Below are 17,918 nucleotides of genomic sequence, written 5' to 3'. Positions count from 1 at the left end.
GTCATCAGCAGAGAGGGAGGAATGGATGACAACGATCGAAGAACGGCGGGCCGCGGTCGCGCGGCGTCACCCGACGTGGGTCCGCCGGACGGTGTCTGGACACTTCGCGGCGCTGGCCGCCGGTTATCCGGATCGCCCGCTGGTCATGACCGATGACCGGACCTGGACGTACGCCGAGATGGTCCGCTGGGCCCGGGACCTGGCGAAAGGGCTGATGGCGCTCGGGCTGGCCCGCGGTGACCACGTCGCCGTGGTGATGGCCAACCATCCTGAGTTGGTGGCCCTGCGGCTGGGGATCGCCTTCGCGGGCGGGGTGAGCGTCCCGATCAACACGATGTTGAAGCGGGACGAGCTCGGCTACCTGCTGCGCCAGTCCGACTCCGTGCTGCTCGTCACGATGGACGGCTTCCGTGACGGCGACTACCTGACCATGCTCGACGAGCTGGGTCCGGGCTGGGAAGCCGACCCCGCGCGGCTCTCCCCGGCGCTACGCCAGGTCGTGGTGTTCGACGGTGCCGGCCGGGTCGGGGACCGCGCCGTGACCCGGTTCAGCGAGCTGGTCGAGTTGGGGCGCTCGGTCTCCGATGCCGACCTCGACCAGCGCCATGGCGAGGTGTCGCCGGACGACCTGGTCGACATCGTCTACACCTCGGGCACGACGGGGCTGCCCAAGGGCGTGATGCTCACCCATGACAACGTCCTGCGCTGCTCGTTCACGGCGTGCCTGGCCCGCGCGATGGAGGACGGCCGTCGACTCGTCTTCGCGCTTCCGATGTACCACAACTACGCGCACATCGAAGGCTTTATGGCGATGAGCTGGGTGGCCGGCGCGGTCGTCCCCCAGTTGCAGTTCGACCCGTTGGCGACGCTACAGGCGATCGAGAAGTTCCAGGTCAATGAGCCGCTCTTCGTTCCGACGATGACCCTGGCGGTCCTCGAGCACCCCCGGTTCGCGGAGTTCGACCTCGGCAGCCTGACCGCAGTGATGTCGGCGGCGGCCCCGGCCCCGGTCACGCTCTGGGAAGAGATCTGCCGCGCCTTCGGCGTCACCGAGGTGACCACCGCCTACGGCCAGACCGAGCTCGCCTCGTCGGCGGCGTACAAGCGTCCGGAGGACCCGCTGGTGCTGCTCACCGAGACGGTGGGCCGGCTCAAGCCGCGCAGTGTGGCCGGCTCGCCGGAGCTCGATGGGCGGGTGGCGGAGTACCGCACGATCGACCCGGTCACGCTGGAGTTCCTGCCCGACGGACAGGAGGGCGAGTTCGTCGCCCGCGGGCCCGAACGGATGCGCGGCTACTACAACAAGCCCGAGGAGACCGAGGCCGTGTTCCTCCCCGGTGGTTGGATGCGTACCGGCGATCTCGGCTACATCAGGGCCGACGGCAACCTCGCGCTCACTGGCCGGAGCAAGGAACTCTACAAGTGCGGCGGTGAGCTGGTGGCGCCGAAGGAGATCGAGGAGCTGCTCACCGCACGCAGCGACGTCAGCCAGGCCTACGTGGTGGGAATCCCCGACGTGCGGATGGGCGAGGTCGGCTGTGCGTACGTGGTGCCGGCGCCCGGCGCCACCTGGACCCCCGAGGAACTGATCGAGTTCTGCCGGGAGCGCCTGGCCCGCTTCAAGGTCCCGCGGCACGTCGTGGCGATCAGGGTCGACGAGCTCCCCACCACCGCCACCGGGAAGATCCAGAAGTTCGTCCTGGCAGAGCGCGCCAAGACCGCAAGTCTTGTCTGAGGCAGAAGAACGGACTGATGCAGATGACCTATGAAGGGTTACCGGAGGTGGGGTCGATCGACGTGGAGAACCTCGTCGGTCGGCGTGCCACGGGCCGCTGGGAGCGGGTCTCTGTCGGCGACTTCTTCGAGCGGGTGCGCTGGAGCACGCCGGACAAGGAGGCCGTGGTCGGCAGGCCGGGCAGCTACGCGTACGACGAATTCGCCCGACTGACCTACCGCGAGGCCGACGAGCTCGCGAACCGGATCGCCAACGCCCTGCTGGGTGCCGGTCTCACCGCGGGGGACCGGGTCCTCTTCTTCTGCGAGAACTCGGTCGAGGCCTACATCGCCAAGTTCGGGGTGGCCAAGGCCGGCCTGGTCTGCGCCCCGATCAACCCGCGCCTGGCCCAGGACGTGCAGCAGCACGTCATCGACGTGCTAAAGCCGCGCTTCGCCTTCGTCGACGCCGAGTTGTGGGCGGCGGGCGGGGCCGCGCTGACGGCGGCGGGTGTCACCGGTGCGGTCATCCCGATCAACGGCGACCAGGTTCCGGCCGGGTGGGTCGAGTTCACCGACTTCCTGGCCGGCGCCGGTGTCGAGGAACCCGAGGTGGAGATCGCCGGTGATGATATCTGGGAGATCATCCCGACGTCGGGCACCACGTCGATGCCCAAGTGCGTGATGCTCTCCCACAATCTCGCCTACCTCAACGCCTACGCCCACGGGATGACGCACACGCGTGGCCTCACCACCGAGAGCGACCTGAAGATCCTCAGTCTGCTGCCGGCGATCTACCACGCGGCCGACCACAGCCACAGCTTTCCCGCCTATGTCACCGGCGGCACGTTCATCCTCGGCCGCAAAGTCAGCGGGGAGGAACACGCCGCGGCGGTTTCCGAGGAGCGGGTGACCGCGCTGTACGCCGGTTCCTCCCAGTTCCTCGACGAACTGGTCGATGTCGTCGAGCGCGAGCCGAATCGCTACGACCTCACCTCCCTGACCTCGGTCCTCTGGGCCTGGGCGGCGATCTCACCCACGACCGCCGCCGCGCTGCACCGGTTCTGCGCCGGGGTCCAGCTGGTGGAGATCCTCGGCCAGACCGAGGCGCTGTCCTCCACCCGGTTCCGGCCGAACCTCTGGCCCGACGTGCACCGGGCTACCGCGCCGACGGTCAACCACGTCGGCTTGCCGAACCCGATGCTGGCCGCGGCCCTGATGCTCCCCGACGGTCAGCTTGTCCCGTTCGGCGCGGCGGACCAGCCCGGCGAGATCGTCTACCGCTCACCGGTGCTGTCCGCCGGCTACTACCGGGACGCGCAGGCCACCCGCGACGCGCTGCGTAACGGCTGGTTCCACTCCGGTGACGCCTGCGCCTACGACGAGAACGGCCTGCTGGTGATGCTCGACCGGTACAAGGACGTGATCAAGTCCGGTGGGGAAAACGTGTCGAGCATCCGGGTCGAGTCGATCGTCGCGTCGTACCCCGGGGTCGAGCGGGTCGCCGTGGTCGGCCTGCCGCACCCGCGGTGGGTGGAGGCGGTGACGGCGGTGGTCGTCCCGGTGCCGGGGGAGCGCCTCGACGTGGACGAACTGATGGCCCACTGCCGGGAGAAGCTGGCCGGCTACGAGCGACCCAAGCGGATCCTGATGGCCGACGACCTGCCGGTCTCGGTCGGCAGCAAGGTCAGGAAGAACGTTCTGCGGGAGCGGTACGCGGACCTCTTCGCCGACGAGACAAAGGAATGAACCCGATGGCCTCCCGATCCAGCAACAACGTGGACATGCTGCGCGCCGGGCTGCGGGTCGCCGGCCACCTGGCCGCCGAGACGATCAAGCGACCCAAGGCCCGTAAGGTCGAGGAGCTGCCCCGGTCGGTCGGGGGTATCACGACCCAGTGGCTGACGGCGGTGCTGTGCCAGGGCCATCCCGGGGCCGAGGTGGTCGACTTCGGGCTCGCCGACGGCAGCCGTGGCACGCACGAGCGTCGGCGCATCCTCGTGATGTACAACGCCGAGGGCGTCCGCGCCGGATTGCCGACCAGCGTCTTCACCAAGTCTTTGCCGTCGCTGGTCACCCGCATGCTGGTCGGCTTCATGGGCCATGCGCGCTACGAGATGCTGTTCTACAAGTTGATCCGGCCGTCGCTGACGATCGAGACGCCGCTGTGCTACTACTCGTCGTCCGACAAGACCTCGCTGGCGGCCCTGCACGTACTGGAGGACGTCGTCCACACCAAGGGCGCCCGGTTCCTCGACGAGCGTACGTACGTCGACAGGGCGATGGCCGAGGGCATGGTCGATTTGCTCGCCGAGCTGCATGCGGCCCTCTACGACGACCCCCGGCTCTCCTCGGAGCTGTCCTGGCTGATCGATTTCCCGACCTGGATCGAGAAGGGTGTCGAGCGGGTCTACACCGACGAGTTCAGCCGCAAGGCCATCGCGAAGGCCCAGCGCGTCGTGCCGCCGGGTTTCTACGCCCGCCGGCAGGAGGTCTGGCCCGCCACGATGAAGGGGCTCGAGCTGCACCGGAGTCAGCCGAGCACGGTGATCCACTCGGATGTGCACATCGGCAACTGGTACGTGACCAGCGCCGGCCGGATGGGCCTGCTCGACTGGCAGGTGCTCACCCGCGGCCACTGGTCCCGGGACCTGGCCTACGCGGTGTCGACGGCCCTGACCGTGGCGGACCGCCGCCGCTGGGAACGCGAGCTGGTCACCCGCTATGTCGAGGTGTTCGAGGCGCGCGGCGGAGTCGTCATCCCGGTCGAGCAGGCATTCACGTGGTACCGCCAGCAGTTGTTCCACGCCCTGCACATGTGGACCCAGACGCTGTGTCACCCGCGCCTGCAACCGAACTCGCAGCGCGACGAGATGACCTACGAGCTGCTGCGGCGGATCACCACCGCCATCGACGACCTCGGTGCGTTCGACGCCTTCGACTCGCCGAGCACGCCGGCGTCGGCCTCGTGAGCCGCGATCTAGGGGGACGCGTGGCCCTCGTCACCGGCGGATCCCGTGGCATCGGGAAGGCCATCGCGGCGCGCCTGGCCCAGGCGGGCGCGCAGGTCGTCATCGCGTCGCGAAAGGCCGACGTCTGTGCCACCGCGGCGGCGGAGATCGGACACGGCTGTGGCTGGGTCGCCGCCAACGTGGGTGAGCCGGAAGACGCGGAGCGCGCGGTGACACGGGTGGTCGGGGAGCACGGCGCGGTCGACATCCTGGTCAACAACGCGGCCACGAACCCGTACCTCGGGCACACGGTCGACATCGACCTGCCGCGCTGGCAGAAGATCATGCAGGTGAACCTCACCGCGCCGCTGGTCTGGACCCAGCTCGCCTGGCGCCAGTCCATGCGGCACTCCGCGGCGCAGTCGGTGGTGCTGAACGTGAGTTCCGTGGGCGGCTACTGGACCAGCCCGGACCACGGCGCGTACGACGTCAGCAAGGCGGCGCTGATGCACCTCACCCGACAACTCGCCGCTGAACTCGGTCCGGCCGCCCGGGTCAACGCGCTCGCGCCGGGGCTGACGCGAACCGACTTCAACAAGGGCCTCTTCCAGCGAGAGGGGGCCGAGGAGGCGATCGCGGCCGGGTATCCGCTGAAGCGGCTCGGCACGGTGGCGGACATGGCCTCGGTGGCGCACTTCCTGGTCTCGGACGACTCAAGCTGGATCACCGGACAGTCCCTGCTGGTGGACGGTGGCGGGATCTACGGGTTCGCCCGGACCGGGTGACCGGACGACATGGAGAAGGGATCTGAGGTGGGCGACGACATCGGATCGGTGCCACCGGGTGTGCTGGCCCTAGAGCATCGGCTCGGCATCCAGGACGTGCTCAACCGGTACGCCTACGTGGTCGACGCGAAGGCCTGGGACGATCTGGCCGGGGTGTTCAGCGACGACGCCACGTATGACATGAGCGCGGTGCGGCTCGGCGTCTTCGACGGCCTCGCCGCGGTGCGTGACCAGCTCGCCTCGATGCGGCACCCGCAGGCGCACTTCGTCCTCGGGGTGCTCGTCGGCGAGGCAGGCGCCGACGGCCTGGTGCCCGTGCAGTCGAAGTACTTCGTCCGACTGGACGACCGGACGATCATGGACGGCCGGTACGACGACCGCCTCGTCCTGACCGGTGTCGGGTGGCGGATCCGGTCGCGGGTGATCCGCCGGACCGGGACGCCGTTGCCCTGGTGAAAAGGGCGGGCGTTCGGGCCCTCCTCCGGTGTCCCGCCGAACCGCGGGCGTTCAGGCCGCTTTCGGCAGACCCGAACGCCGCGGCAGGTAGACGATCATGCCCGCGACCAGGGCCAGCAGTGCCGCGGCCAGCAGGGCCGCCCGGTAGCCGGCCGCAGCCTCGACCGGGCGGCTACCACCACTGACCGCGTCCGAGAGCACAGCCAGCGAGCCCACAGTCATACCGCTGCCGACCTGGCACCCGGCGTTGAACAGCGCACCGGACAGCCCGGCCTCGTCGAGGTCCGTGGCGGAGAGCGCCGTCACGTTCTGCGCGACGAATGCGGCCGACTGCCCGGTGACCACCACGAGCAGCACCGGGACCACGATCGCCACCTGGTCCACCGCGGGGATCGCCAACCCGGCGACGGCCAGCGCGCAGGTCAGCGAGCCGACGAAGACCACCGTCCGGGGCTGGTCCACGCGGGGCAGCAGCCAGCCCGCGGTGCGCGACCCGATGGCCGCGCCGAGCGCCAGCGGCAGCATCGCCAGGGCAGCGGCCGCCGCGCTCAGGCCCAGCACGCCCTGGAGCAGCAGGGCGACGAAGTAGTAGGCGCTGACCCAGCCCCCGTAGAGCAGCATCGTCGAGACGATGGTCAGCGCGAACCCCGGCCGGGACCAGATCCCGATCGGCATGATCGGTGACTGGGACCGGACCTGGGTGCGCACGAACGCCACGATCAGGCCGGTCCCGGCGACCCCGCAGAGCACCGTCGCGCCGTAGAACCCCTGCTTCGCGCCGATGGTGACCGTGTACGCCAGCAGCAGCAGGCCCGCCGAGCTGAGTACCCCGCCCCAGACGCTGACCCGTCCGGCGGAGCGTGCTCGACGCTGCACCCAGCCGACGGTGAGCCCGGTCAGCAGCGCCGAGATGGCGGCCAGGGCGGCGAACAGCCAGCGCCAGCCGATGGTGTCGGCGGCGAGGCCGCCGACCGCGAGGCCCAGTCCGAAGCCGACGGCACCGGAGCCTGCGTACGAGGCGAGTGCGCGGGAGCGGCCGGCGAGGTCCTGGCGTGCCGCGGCGATGATGGCCAGCGCCGCCGGTACGGTCAGGGCCGCTCCCACCCCCTGCGTGATCCTGGCGCCGATCAGCACGCCGCCGGTGGGCGCGGCGGCGGCGACCAGCGCGGACATGGTCGCTAAGGCGTAGCCGGTGGCCAGCACCCGGCCGCCGCCGAACACGTCCGCGAGCCGGCCGCCGAGCAGCACGAATCCGGCGAAGGCAAGTGCGTAGCCGGACACCACCCAGGACTGTCCGACCGGGCCGAAGCCGAGTTCCGCGGACAGTCGTGGCAGCAGCAGCGGGGAGATCCCCATGTTCAGGGCGCTCAGGAACTGGGCCGAGCAGGCCAACAGGACCTTGGGCTCGCGCAGGTCGGACCGGGCGGGCGGTTCGGGCGTCCTCACGGGGGTATGATTTCATCTAATATAGATTAAAGAAAGGGGGATGGCGCGATGCCCATCCAACTCCGCGGGTCCGAGGGTCTCGCCCTGACGGCGGATGTCGACGGTCCCCAGGACGGCCCTGCCGTGCTGCTGCTGCACGGCGGTGGTCAGACCCGGCACGCCTGGCGCAAGGCCGCCGGCGCTCTGGCGGTCGCCGGCTTCCGGGCGCTGTCGGTGGACCTGCGCGGCCACGGTGACAGCGACTGGTCGCCCGCCGGCAACTACCGCGTCGACGCGTACGCCGACGACCTGCGCGAGATCTGCCGGCAGCTCGGTCGACCGGTGAGTCTCATCGGCGCCTCGCTGGGCGGGCTGTGCGGCATGCTCGCGGCCGGCGAGGACCCGAGGATCGACTGTTCCGCCCTGGTGTTGGTCGACGTGACTCCCAAGCTCAGCACTGAGGGGCGCCAGAACGTGCTCGCCTTCATGAGCGCAAACGGGGAGGGGTTCACCTCGGTGCACGAGGCCGCCGCCGCCGTCTCCCGCTACCTGCCGCACCGGCCGAGGCCGGCGGACCCCGGCGGCCTGCGGAAGAACCTGCGCGCAGGTGCCGACGGTCGACTCTACTGGCACTGGGACCCACGGTTCATCCACGGGCGTCGGATCGGCGTCGAGGACGCCGACGTCGAGCGACTCGAGCGAGCCGTGGTCCGGGCGGACGTGCCGACGCTGCTGGTTCGCGGCGGCATCAGTGACCTGGTGTCTGAGGAGCACGTCGCCGACTTCCGCCGGGTGGTGCCGTACGCGGAGTACGTGAACGTCCCCGGTGCCGCGCACATGGTGGCCGGCGACTCCAACGACGTGTTCGCCACCAGCGTCGTGGAGTTCTTGGTCCGCGTCGCCGGGCCGCAGGGCGGTTGAGCGGAAGTTCTTCGCGGTGAGGGGTTGCGCTCTCGCCGCGATAAGTTATCTAATATGAATTAGAAATAGAAACTGAGAGGTGGGTCAGATGCACGTCGGGATGGGAGTCTTCTTCCAGGGGCTGGACCAGAGCCTGAACGATCACGAGCTGGTCACCCAGCAGCTGAGCCTGGCGGACAGCGCCGAGGCGCTCGGTTTCCAGTCGATCTGGACCGCGGAGCACCACTTCACGAACTACCACATGATGCCGAATCCGGCGCAGTTCCTCACCTACATGGCCGCCCGCACCCGCACGGTGAAGCTCGGCACCATGGTCATGGTCATCCCGTGGCACGACCCGGTGCGGGTCGCCGAGGAGATGTCGTGGCTGGACAATGTCTCGGGTGGCCGGGCGGTGCTCGGCCTGGGCCGCGGGCTGGGGTCCATCGAGTTCGACAACTTCCGTCTCGAGATGGGCGAGTCCCGGCAGCGGTTCGTCGAGTACGCGACGGCCATCTCCGACAGCCTGGAGAGCGGGTACATCGAGAGCGACGGCGAGCTCTACCAGCAGCCGAGGGCGGCCATCAAGCCGGCCCCGTACGCCACCTTCCGGGGCCGTACCTACGCCTCGGCGGTCTCGCCGGAGTCAGCCAAGATCATGGCCAGGCTCGGCTACGGCCTGATGCTGATCGCCCAGAAGCCGTGGCAGACCGTCGTCGCCGAAGCCCAGCAGTACCGGGATCTCTTCGTCGAGATCAACGGACACGAGCCGCCGCAGCCCGTGCTGGTCAACTACACGACCGTGCACGAGGACGCCGGCCGGGCCCAGGAGATGCACGACGAGTTCACCATGGCCTATGCCCGGTCCACGGTCGACCACTACGAGTTCACCAACCCCCGGCTGCAGACCGTCAACGGCTACGAGTACTACGCCGGGCTCTCGCGCAACATCGAGAAGCACGGCCTGACGCGGTTCAACAAGTTCCTCGCCGACCTCCAAATCTCGGGCACCCCCGACAGTGTCGTCGACCAGGTCGTCGACCGGGTGCGGGCGCTCAACGCCGGTGGCGTGATCAACGTGCTCGCGTACGGCGGCATGTCCCGCGAGATCGCCGAGGAGCAGACCAAGCTCTACGCCCGCACGGTGCTGCCGCGGCTCCGTGCGATCGACACCCACCGGGACATCTGCATCCCGTCGGTCCCGATGGCCCCGGTCGCGGGCTGATCCGGTCCAGGGGACGAGGAGGTGACAGCGATGGCGGACACCCGAACGGCGGTGGTCACTGGTGGCGCGTCGGGAATCGGCGCGGCCACCGCCCGGGCGCTGCGGGACAACGGCTGGCGGGTCGTCGTATTCGATCTCCCGGACGCCCTGGCGAGCGCGGGCCGGCAGCCCGGGCTGGCGCACGTCGGCGTCGACGTCACCGATGACGCCGGCGTCCGCGCCGCCTTCGACGGTCTGCGCGCCGACAACGTCCGGGTGGTGGTCAACTGCGCCGGGATCGCTCCGTCGGCGCGCGTCCTGGGCCGGTCCGGCGGGCACTCCGCCGGCCTGATGCGCAAAATCGTCGAGATCAACCTGATCGGGACGTTCAACGTGCTGGTCGCGGCAGCCGAGGTGATGGCGGCCAACGAGCCGGACGGGGACGGCGGTCGGGGGGTCGTGGTCAACACCGCCTCGATCGCAGCCTTCGACGGGCAGATCGGCCAGCTCGGGTACGCCGCGTCGAAGGCGGGCGTCGCCGGGATGACGCTGCCCGCGGCGCGGGACCTGGCGAGCCGGGGCATCCGGGTGTGTGCCATCGCGCCGGGGCTGATTGACACCCCCTTGCTCGCCGGTTTCACCGACGAGGTTCGCGCCCGGCTGGCCGCGGACGTGCCCTTCCCCCACCGGCTCGGCCGGCCCGAGGAGTTCGCAGGGTTGGTACTCGCCATCGTCGACAACCCCTATCTCAACGGCGAGACGATCCGGATGGACGGCGCGCTCCGGATGCCGGCCAGGTGAGTGCCGGCGGCGCGCCGCTCCCGGACGCCCCGCGGAGGATCGGACATGGAGAGGAACGAGGAGTGCGATGAGTGAGGCTGGGGACACGCACCCGCTGGCTCGGGTGGACTCGGTGGCGTTTCGTAACGTGCTGGGTCACTTCCCGACCGGGGTCGTGATCGTGACCGCGATCGACGAGGGTGAACCGGTGGGCATGGCGGTCGGCAGCTTCACCTCGGTGTCGCTCGATCCGCCGCTGGTCGCCTTCCTGCCGACCAAATCCTCGACGAGCTTCCCGCGGATCAGGTCGGCCGGCTCGTTCGCGGTGAACGTCGTCGGTGCCGCCGACGAGGAGCTCTGCCGGGGCTTCGCGACCCGGGGCGCCGACAAGTTCGGCGGCGTCGACTGGTGGCTGTCGGACGGCGGTTCACCGGTACTTGGCCGGGCCGTGGCGTGGATCGACTGTGACATCGACACCATCCACGAGGCCGGCGACCACCTCATCGTGATCGGGCGGGTACTGGCTCTGGCGGTCGGCACGGGTGATGATCCGCTGCTCTTTTTCCGTGGCGGGTACGGCCGGTTCGAACAGGGCTTCCGGACCGCGCCCGGTCGCTCCGACCTGCTCGTGCCGTTGCGTTACGTGGACGGCATCCGGCAGCTGCTCGAGGCCACCGCGGAGTCCCTCGGCGTCGAGTGCTTCGCGAACGCGATCGTCGGCGATGAACTGGTGATCGTGGGCAGCACCGGACGACCGGCCCACCCGGTCGGGCTGAGCCGGATCGGCCAGCGGATGCCGCTGGTCGCCCCGCTCGGTGCCGGCGCCATGGCCTGGACGGAGCCGGCCGACCAGGCCGCCTGGATCGAGCGTTCCCGGTTGTCGGACGACGAGCGGGCCGCCGTGCGGGCGTCCCTGCGGCGGGTCCGCGAGCGCGGCTGGTCGATCGCCCTGGCCAGCCACGAACTGCTCGCCCTCGAAGCCGCGGTCGGCCGGCAGGGCACCGCGATCCTGGACGGGCAGCAGGCGGACGAGGACGCGTTCGAGTTGGCGCGATACGTCGAGGCCAGCACCCATGATCCGGAGGTGCTCGACGACGACACGGTGTACCGGGTACGCAACGTGAGTGCCCCCGTCCTCGACGCCGAGGGCCGGTTGCTGCTGCTGCTGAGCCTCTACGGGCTGCCCCGGGAGCTCACCGGGGCGCAACTGCGCGGCTACCTCGATCGGCTGTGCGCGACGGCGGCTGAGGCCGAGCGGCTGCTGCACGACGTACCCGGACAGCAGGGCCAGCGGTGAACCGTCCGATGCGGCTGCGGCGTACGAGTCTCACCGTGCCCGGCACCAGCCACAAGATGCATGTCAAGGCGGGCACCCTCGATGTGGACGAGGTCATCCTCGACCTTGAGGACTCCGTCGCACCCAGCGCGAAGGACGCGGCCCGTCACCAGGTGGTGGTTAGCCTGCGCGAGGGCGTCCTGGGTACCCGGACGCGGGCGGTCCGGATCAACGACGCCACCACCGCCTGGAGCCTGCGGGACGTCATCACGGTGGTGGAGGGTGCCGGCGCCCACCTCGACGTCGTGGTGCTGCCCAAGGTGGAGGAGCCCGGACAGGTGCGCTGGCTCGACCAGGTGCTCACCGGGCTGGAGACGGAGCTGGGCCTGGCGCCGGGCCGGATTGGTGTCGAGGCGCAGATCGAGGGCCCCGGCGGAATCCTCGGCCTGCCCGGGATCGCCGCCGCCAGCAGCCGGATGGAGGCCCTCGACTTCGGTCCCGGCGACTTCTGCGCGGCGATGGGCATCCCGGTGCTCGGCGTCGGTGAGGTGACGCAGGGCCCGGACCCGCTCGACCACTTCCGGTTGCAGATCCTCACCGCAGCGCGGCGCTACGGGCTGCATGCGATCGACGGGCCGACCGGCAACATCGCCGATGTCGACGGGTGCGCTCGCGCGGCGGCCCGGGCGCGGGCCCTGGGCTTCGACGGCAAATGGGTCATCCACCCGCGGCAGATCGACCCGGTGAACGCGGCCTTCAGCCCGAGCCAGGCCGACGTCCACCGGGCCGAGCGGATTCTCAAGGCGTACGACGCGGCGCTGCGCGACCCATCCGGGGCGCGGGCGGTGCTCCAGCTCGACGGCGAGATGATCGACGAGGCGAACCGGCGGCTGGCCACCGCCACGGCCCTGGCCGGACGCCGCCTCGGCATGACCCGTTCGGCGGCGTCCGCCCCGCTCACAGGCTGATCCGGACACCCCGCTCAGCCGACTCCTCGACGGCGTCGAGGAGTCGGTGCAGCCGGGCCGCGTGGGCGAAGTCGGGCACCACCGAGGTGCCGTTCGCCAGATCTGCCACGAGCTGGGCGTACCCGTGAGCGACCGTGAACGCGTGACTGCCGTGCTCCGGCAGGGACGGCACCTGCACGTACGTCGCCGGAGTCGGCAGCGGGGCCAGCTCGGACCGCTCGCCGCGGGCGCCGCAGAGGTGCACCTGGCCGTACTGCAGGAACCCTCCGGCGTCGCCCTTGACGACAATGTCGCCCTCGGTCCCGTTGATCTCCCAGTGGAAGTCGGTGGCGCGGCTCGTGCCGCCCCGGAAGTGGGTGGCGGCGACCGCGCCATCGCGCAGCACGCCCTGGACGGCGATCTGGTCGGCCACGGTCTTCCGGTGGATCTCGTCCGGCTTCCGGTGCATCGCGACCTGCTCGCGGCGAATCGCGGTCGTCGCCTGGAGGCTTTCGAAGTCGCCGAGCACGAACTGCAGCGCGTCCAGCGTGTGACCGGCCGGGATGGTCAGCATGGAGGCGCCTTCACGCCGGTCGAGCAGGTACGTCTTCCGAGGGTAGGTGATGTCTCCCCAGGAGATGCCCGAGGCGCTGAGCGTCGTAGAGAGCACCCGACCCAGGTATCCGTCGGCGACGAGGTCCCGCAGGTACCGGATCGCCGGTGTCGCCCGCGCCTGCAGACCGACGAACGTGCGCAGCCCCCGGCTCGCGGCCTGGTCGGCCAGCCAGCGCCCCTCCGCATCACCGTTGCCGAGCGGCCATTCGCAGAACACCATCTTGCCGGCGTCGAACGTCGCTTCGATCAGCCGTCGGTGGGTGGACACCTTCACCGCGATCACCACCAGGTCGACCTGCGGATCGTGGGCGAGCGCCGCGGCGTCGGCGTGGTGGCGCACCCCGTACGCCGCCCCGGCGGCGGCCGCGGACGCGGGGGTGCTCGCCGTCAGGGCCCGCAGCGCCAGCCCGTCGACCGCCCTGATCGCCGGTACGTGTGCCAGCGAGGCCCAGCCGCCCCGCGCGCTGAGGCCCACGATGCCGACCCGCAGCGGAGTGGCCGCGGTCGTCATGAGCGGCTCATCAGCTGGGCGGCGATGACGTTCTGCTGGATCTCGTTGGTCCCCTCACCGACGATCATCAACGGGGCGTCGCGGAAGTAGCGCTCCACGTCGAACTCGGTGGAGTAGCCGTAGCCGCCGTGGATGCGTACGGCGTTCAGGGCGATCTCCATGGCGGTCTCCGACGCGAACAGCTTGGCCATCCCGGCCTCCATGTCGCAGCGCTCGCCGGCGTCGTAGCGGTCGGCCGCGTACAGGGTCAGCTGCTCGGCTGCGGTGAGCTTGGTGATCATGTTCGCCAGGTAGTTGCCGATCGACTGGTGCTTCCAGATCGGCACGCCGAAGCTCTCGCGCTCCTTGGCGTAGCGGATCGAGTCGTCCAAGGCGGCGCGGGCGACCCCCAGCGCCCGGGACGCGACCTGCAGCCGGCCGGTCTCCAACCCCTTCATCATCTGGGCGAAGCCGGTGCCCTCGACGCCGCCGAGCAAGTTGTCCCTCGGGACCTGGCAGTCCTCGAACCGCACTTCGCAGCTCTCGACCCCCTTGTAGCCGAGTTTCGGCAGATCGCGGGAGACCACGCAGCCCTCGCCGGGCTCGACGAGCAGGATGCTCATCCCCTTGTGCGCGGGGCGGGCGTCCCGGTCGGTCTTGAGCAGCACGGCGGTGATGCCGGCCCGGCGGGCGTTGGAGATCCAGGTCTTGGAGCCGTTGACGACGTACGTGTCGCCGTCCCGGCGGGCGAAGGTGGTCATCGCCTGCAGGTCCGAGCCGCCGCCCGGCTCGGTGAGCGCCATCGTCGCGCGGATCTCGCCAGTGGCCAGGCGTGGGAGGTAGCGGCTCCGCTGCTCCTCGGTGCCGAAGAGGGAGATGAGGCGGGCCACCACGGTGTGCCCGCCCATGGCCCCGGCGAGGCTCATCCAGCCGCGCGCCAGCTCGGTGCAGATCCGCACGTAGGCGCGGGAGCTGACCGGGTTGCCGCCGTACTCCAGCGGGACCGCCAGGCCATAGATGCCGAGCTGCTTCATCTGCTCGATGAGCTGCGCCGGGTAGGTGTTCGCGTGTTCGAGCTCAGCCGCGACCGGGCGCACCTCGCGGTCGACCCAGTGTCGGACCGTGCTGATGAATTCGGCTTCCTCGGTGCTGGCGTCCATGTGGCTACCTCATGCGCGAGAGACTTACTTTTGAATCTATCCTAGGTTAAATTACAGCGCGAGGAAGTCGGCTGCAAGTAGGTGAGGAAGCGATGACGACAGCAGGTCAGTCCCGGGTCGTGCGCGGGCCGTACTTCGAGGAACTCGTCCCGGGGCAGGTCTTCGACACGGCCCCGGCGCTCACCCTGACACCGGGTCTGGTCGCCCAGCACCGCGCGATCGTGGGGAGCCGGCTACGGATGACCCTCGACGCGACGTTGTCCCGGCGAGTCGCCGGTGGCGAGGTGGTCGGTCCGGACGCCGTCTGGGACACCGTGATCGGGCAATCCACCCTCGCCACGCAGAACGTCCGGGCGAACCTCTTCTACCGCGGACTGGTGTTCTGGCGAGTGCCGATGATCGGCGACACTCTGACCTCGACGACCGTCGTCGAGGGGCTGCGCCAGAACCGCAAGCGCGAGGGCAGGGCGCCGACCGGGCTGGCCGCCCTGCGGATCTCGGCGTTGGACCAGCACGGCCGCACGGTCCTGGACTTCCACCGGTGCGCGATGATCCCGCTCGGTGATCCCTCGGTCGACACCGGTCACGCCGACGACCTGGACCGTATCGGCGCAGAGACATCCGCGATGGACGATGCTATGCCGTGCGGCGACTGGGACATCGAGGCGTTCCGGCTGGCCGTGCCGCGATGCGTGGGCTTCGACGACGTGCACCTCGGTGAGACCTGGGAGGTGGTCGGCGGCGACGTCGTGAGCAGCGCGCCCGAGCTGGCCCGGCTCACGCTCAACGTCGCCGCCGTGCACCACGACGCCGGCGCCGCCGGCGGCGAGCGGCTCGTGTACGGGGGACACACCATCGGCGTGGCCTTCGCCCAGCTGACGCGCGCGTTGCCCGACGTGGTGTGCGTCGTCGGCTGGAAGTCCTGTTCGCATCTCGCGCCGGTACGCGAGGGTGACACGCTGCACAGCATGATCCAGGTCGAGGGCAAGCGGGCGCTGGCCCACGGTGGCCTGCTCGATCTGCGGATCATCACCTCGGCGAGCCCGCGCGGCGGTTCCGAGCTCGGTGCGCCGGTGCTGGACTGGCGCCTCGTCGTCCTCATGCCATAAGCCAGGTCCGTGGGACCGGCTCGCCACTCCAGCACACCCGGAGGTTCAACATGCAGGAACGGTCCGTTCCGACGTCGACTAGGTGGGGAGGGCCCGCGTGAGAGGCAAGGTGGCGCTCGTGACCGGCGCCGGCATGGGCATGGGGAGGGCGACGGCTGAGCTGTTCGCCAGGTCCGGCGCCTCCGTGCTCGTGGTCGACTGGGATCCGCCGGCGGGGCGGGCGGTGTCGGAGGCGTTGAACGACGCCGGTCACGACACGATCTTCTGCGCGGCCGATGTCAGCCGGAGCGCCGACGCCGAGCGCATGGTGCGGACGGCGGTCGATGCCTGGGGACGGCTCGACTGCGCGGTCAACAACGCCGGTGTCAGCCTTGATCCCCAGCCAATCGAGAACTTCGAGGAGGCGGAGTTCGACCGGATCATCTCGGTGAACCTCAAGGGTGTGCTGCTCTGCCTCAAGTTCGAAATCCAGCAGATGCTGCGGCAGGGGACTCCCGCGTCGATCGTCAACATCGGTTCGGTCCGCTCCGTGCGCGCCCAGTGGGGCGGGGCGGTGTACACGGCGGCGAAGCACGGGGTCGTCGGCCTGACGAAGACGGCCGCGTTGGAGAACGCACGCCGGGGCATCCGCGTGAACGGGGTCCTTCCCGGGGGGATCGAAACCCCGATGGTTCAGCAGGGCCGCCGCCAGCGCGGTGAGTCCGTCGAGGACATGGCGGACCGGATCAGCGCGGTCGGTCGGCTCGGGGCTCCGGACGAGGTCGCCCAGGCGAGCCTGTGGCTGTGTTCGGACGCCGCCTCCTACGTCACCGGGCAGCAGATCGCGGTAGACGGGGGGTACCTGGTCCGATGAGCCCAGGCGACGACGTTGCTCGCGACCTGGTCCGGTACGGCATAGCCGACGGTGTCGCCGAGATCGAGCTCAACCGGCCGGATTCGTCCAACGCGGTGGACCTACCGACCGCCCGCGCGTTGGACGCGGCGGTGGCCGACGCGGCCGCCGACCCGCGCGTGCGCGCGGTCCTGGTCACCGGTGCCGGACGGCGGTTCTGCGCGGGAGGCGATCTCTCCGCGGTGCTGGCCGCCGCTGACCCGGCCGCTTACCTGGAGTCACTGGTGGCCGCGCTCGACGGAGCCCTGCACCGGCTGAGGGCGCTCGAGGTTCCCGTTGTCGGCGCGGTGCAGGGTGCGGTTGCCGGTGCTGGCCTGGCCGTGCTGCTGAGCTGTGACGTCGTGGTCGCGGCGCCGTCGACCAAGTTCGTGATGGCGTACTCCGGCGTGGGGCTGACGCCGGACTGCGGCGTCTCCTGGTTGCTGCCACGGGCGATCGGTCAGCAGCGTGCCCTCGACCTCGCGCTGACCGGCCGGGTGCTGTCCGCGCCGGAGGCGGAACAGTGGGGCCTCGTCAACGAGGTGGCCCGCTCCGACGGTGCCGCGGTCCGGGCGCGGGCGCTCGCCCGAGAGATGTCTGCCGGCTCTGCTTCCGCACTGGGACAGGCCAAGCGTCTGCTGCGTGCGTCCTGGGACACCACGCCGGTCGAGGCCAGTGCCGACGAGGCGCAGACCATCACCAGGGCGATCACCACCGCCGAGGCCCAAGACCTGATCCGGGCCTTCAGCCGCCGCTAGAGGGCTTTGGACGACGAAGTCGTCGAGCGTGCACGAGGTTGGCCAGGTCGTTGCGATCGGCGGCGCGGTCCGGAGGGGTTGAACCCGGCTCGAAGGTCAGAACCGAGCCGGGGTCGTACTCTGACTGATCTACTGATTCCGCGCGGCACACCCAGGTGCTGGCCTCGCTTGTGCGATCCGCAGTGGCTATCTCAAGATAACTGCAGATCAGCTGCCATGCTGATCATGTAGTTGGGGTTCAAGTCGGGCCTCGGACACCAGTTCTGGTGGAGTTCCACCGGAGATGAACCTGACTCGGCTCCGCTCCGATGCGCCGGCATACCTTCGCTTACCCATCATCGTGAGCGTCGGCTAGTGCTCTGACCACAAACGTTGGCGGTGTTGGTGACACGCCGGCCTGAGTGAAGGGCTGGGCCGGCGTGGGGCCGTCAGGCTGTCGGGGTGGCAGAGCCGGTTCGGGTACGTCGATTAAGTGATC

Annotated in this window: 16 protein-coding genes; 13 read left to right on the top strand and 3 right to left on the bottom strand. The window is 70.0% G+C overall.

The window, feature by feature from the left end:
• Nucleotides 1-25: 25 nt before the first annotated feature.
• Genes DKL51_RS09220 through DKL51_RS09200 form a run of 5 tightly spaced genes read left to right on the top strand, consistent with a single transcriptional unit; the run spans nucleotide 26 to nucleotide 5,905 of the window.
• Nucleotides 26-1,735 (top strand): AMP-binding protein, encoded by a 1,710-nt coding sequence (locus tag DKL51_RS09220; RefSeq protein ID WP_109964736.1) that lies wholly within the window; start codon nucleotides 26-28, stop codon nucleotides 1,733-1,735.
• A 17-nt stretch (nucleotides 1,736-1,752) separates the two neighbouring features.
• Complete coding sequence (locus tag DKL51_RS09215) at nucleotides 1,753-3,462, top strand: class I adenylate-forming enzyme family protein (RefSeq protein ID WP_207786158.1); 1,710 nt, start codon at nucleotides 1,753-1,755, stop codon at nucleotides 3,460-3,462.
• A gap of 5 nt (nucleotides 3,463-3,467) precedes the next feature.
• Entirely contained in the window at nucleotides 3,468-4,685 is a 1,218-nt protein-coding gene (locus tag DKL51_RS09210; RefSeq protein WP_165824252.1) for an aminoglycoside phosphotransferase family protein, read from the top strand.
• Between the two features lie 20 nt (nucleotides 4,686-4,705).
• The gene (locus DKL51_RS09205) at nucleotides 4,706-5,449 is read left to right on the top strand and encodes an SDR family oxidoreductase (RefSeq protein WP_207786159.1); all 744 of its coding nucleotides are present in this window, start codon (nucleotides 4,706-4,708) and stop codon (nucleotides 5,447-5,449) included.
• 27 nt (nucleotides 5,450-5,476) lie between these two features.
• Nucleotides 5,477-5,905 (top strand): nuclear transport factor 2 family protein, encoded by a 429-nt coding sequence (locus DKL51_RS09200; RefSeq protein WP_165824254.1) that lies wholly within the window; start codon nucleotides 5,477-5,479, stop codon nucleotides 5,903-5,905.
• 51 nt (nucleotides 5,906-5,956) lie between these two features.
• Here DKL51_RS09200 and DKL51_RS09195 read toward each other — a convergent pair whose 3' ends face one another.
• A complete protein-coding gene (locus DKL51_RS09195) occupies nucleotides 5,957-7,351 on the bottom strand; it encodes an MFS transporter (protein ID WP_124811956.1) in 1,395 nt (464 codons plus the stop codon).
• 48 nt (nucleotides 7,352-7,399) lie between these two features.
• Between DKL51_RS09195 and DKL51_RS09190 the strand changes: the two genes are divergently transcribed.
• From DKL51_RS09190 to DKL51_RS09170, 5 genes are all read left to right on the top strand, one after another.
• Entirely contained in the window at nucleotides 7,400-8,251 is an 852-nt protein-coding gene (locus DKL51_RS09190; RefSeq protein ID WP_109964741.1) for an alpha/beta fold hydrolase, read from the top strand.
• An 88-nt stretch (nucleotides 8,252-8,339) separates the two neighbouring features.
• Complete coding sequence (locus DKL51_RS09185; protein ID WP_109964742.1) at nucleotides 8,340-9,455, top strand: LLM class flavin-dependent oxidoreductase; 1,116 nt, start codon at nucleotides 8,340-8,342, stop codon at nucleotides 9,453-9,455.
• A 30-nt stretch (nucleotides 9,456-9,485) separates the two neighbouring features.
• Nucleotides 9,486-10,235, top strand: coding sequence for an SDR family oxidoreductase (locus DKL51_RS09180; protein WP_109964743.1), 750 nt, complete (start codon nucleotides 9,486-9,488; stop codon nucleotides 10,233-10,235).
• A 67-nt stretch (nucleotides 10,236-10,302) separates the two neighbouring features.
• Complete coding sequence (locus DKL51_RS09175; protein WP_109964744.1) at nucleotides 10,303-11,511, top strand: flavin reductase; 1,209 nt, start codon at nucleotides 10,303-10,305, stop codon at nucleotides 11,509-11,511.
• Nucleotides 11,508-12,458 carry an HpcH/HpaI aldolase/citrate lyase family protein gene (locus DKL51_RS09170; protein ID WP_423790549.1) on the top strand — a complete coding sequence of 317 codons (951 nt, stop codon included), beginning with the start codon at nucleotides 11,508-11,510 and terminating at the stop codon, nucleotides 12,456-12,458. The genes DKL51_RS09175 and DKL51_RS09170 overlap by 4 nt, the downstream gene beginning before the upstream one ends.
• On the opposite strand, the gene DKL51_RS09165 is transcribed toward DKL51_RS09170, so the two are convergent.
• Nucleotides 12,448-13,563, bottom strand: coding sequence for a Gfo/Idh/MocA family protein (locus tag DKL51_RS09165; RefSeq protein ID WP_124811955.1), 1,116 nt, complete (start codon nucleotides 13,561-13,563; stop codon nucleotides 12,448-12,450). The two genes, DKL51_RS09170 and DKL51_RS09165, sit on opposite strands and share 11 nt — an antisense overlap.
• Nucleotides 13,560-14,702, bottom strand: a complete 1,143-nt coding sequence (locus tag DKL51_RS09160) for an acyl-CoA dehydrogenase family protein (protein WP_109964256.1) — start codon at nucleotides 14,700-14,702, stop codon at nucleotides 13,560-13,562. Before DKL51_RS09160 ends, DKL51_RS09165 begins: the two co-directional genes overlap by 4 nt.
• 92 nt (nucleotides 14,703-14,794) lie before the next feature.
• Between DKL51_RS09160 and DKL51_RS09155 the strand changes: the two genes are divergently transcribed.
• The 3 genes from DKL51_RS09155 (at nucleotide 14,795) to DKL51_RS09145 (ending at nucleotide 17,440) form a co-directional block, all read left to right on the top strand.
• Nucleotides 14,795-15,811, top strand: a complete 1,017-nt coding sequence (locus DKL51_RS09155) for a MaoC family dehydratase (RefSeq protein ID WP_109964257.1) — start codon at nucleotides 14,795-14,797, stop codon at nucleotides 15,809-15,811.
• Between the two features lie 97 nt (nucleotides 15,812-15,908).
• Nucleotides 15,909-16,664, top strand: coding sequence for an SDR family NAD(P)-dependent oxidoreductase (locus tag DKL51_RS09150; protein ID WP_109964258.1), 756 nt, complete (start codon nucleotides 15,909-15,911; stop codon nucleotides 16,662-16,664).
• Nucleotides 16,661-17,440, top strand: a complete 780-nt coding sequence (locus tag DKL51_RS09145; RefSeq protein WP_109964259.1) for an enoyl-CoA hydratase/isomerase family protein — start codon at nucleotides 16,661-16,663, stop codon at nucleotides 17,438-17,440. The genes DKL51_RS09150 and DKL51_RS09145 overlap by 4 nt, the downstream gene beginning before the upstream one ends.
• The last annotated feature ends 478 nt before the right edge of the window (nucleotides 17,441-17,918 follow it).

This window comes from Micromonospora globispora (assembly GCF_003857015.1).
In the GTDB taxonomy this organism is placed as follows: Bacteria; Actinomycetota; Actinomycetes; order Mycobacteriales; family Micromonosporaceae; genus Micromonospora; species Micromonospora globispora.
The sequence above is the reverse complement of the archived record's forward strand: the minus strand, read 5'-3'. Positions and strand labels throughout refer to the sequence as shown.

What these genes read in the sequence shown, in the direction of transcription:
- DKL51_RS09220 (WP_109964736.1), top strand. Translation starts at nt 26, where the DNA reads ATGACAACGATCGAAGAACGGCGGGCCGCGGTCGCGCGGCGTCACCCG.
- DKL51_RS09215 (WP_207786158.1), top strand. Translation starts at nt 1,753, where the DNA reads ATGCAGATGACCTATGAAGGGTTACCGGAGGTGGGGTCGATCGACGTG.
- DKL51_RS09210 (WP_165824252.1), top strand. Translation starts at nt 3,468, where the DNA reads ATGGCCTCCCGATCCAGCAACAACGTGGACATGCTGCGCGCCGGGCTG.
- DKL51_RS09190 (WP_109964741.1), top strand. Translation starts at nt 7,400, where the DNA reads ATGCCCATCCAACTCCGCGGGTCCGAGGGTCTCGCCCTGACGGCGGAT.
- DKL51_RS09185 (WP_109964742.1), top strand. Translation starts at nt 8,340, where the DNA reads ATGCACGTCGGGATGGGAGTCTTCTTCCAGGGGCTGGACCAGAGCCTG.
- DKL51_RS09180 (WP_109964743.1), top strand. Translation starts at nt 9,486, where the DNA reads ATGGCGGACACCCGAACGGCGGTGGTCACTGGTGGCGCGTCGGGAATC.
- DKL51_RS09175 (WP_109964744.1), top strand. Translation starts at nt 10,303, where the DNA reads ATGAGTGAGGCTGGGGACACGCACCCGCTGGCTCGGGTGGACTCGGTG.
- DKL51_RS09165 (WP_124811955.1), bottom strand. Translation starts at nt 13,563, where the DNA reads ATGACGACCGCGGCCACTCCGCTGCGGGTCGGCATCGTGGGCCTCAGC.
- DKL51_RS09160 (WP_109964256.1), bottom strand. Translation starts at nt 14,702, where the DNA reads ATGGACGCCAGCACCGAGGAAGCCGAATTCATCAGCACGGTCCGACAC.
- DKL51_RS09155 (WP_109964257.1), top strand. Translation starts at nt 14,795, where the DNA reads ATGACGACAGCAGGTCAGTCCCGGGTCGTGCGCGGGCCGTACTTCGAG.
- DKL51_RS09145 (WP_109964259.1), top strand. Translation starts at nt 16,661, where the DNA reads ATGAGCCCAGGCGACGACGTTGCTCGCGACCTGGTCCGGTACGGCATA.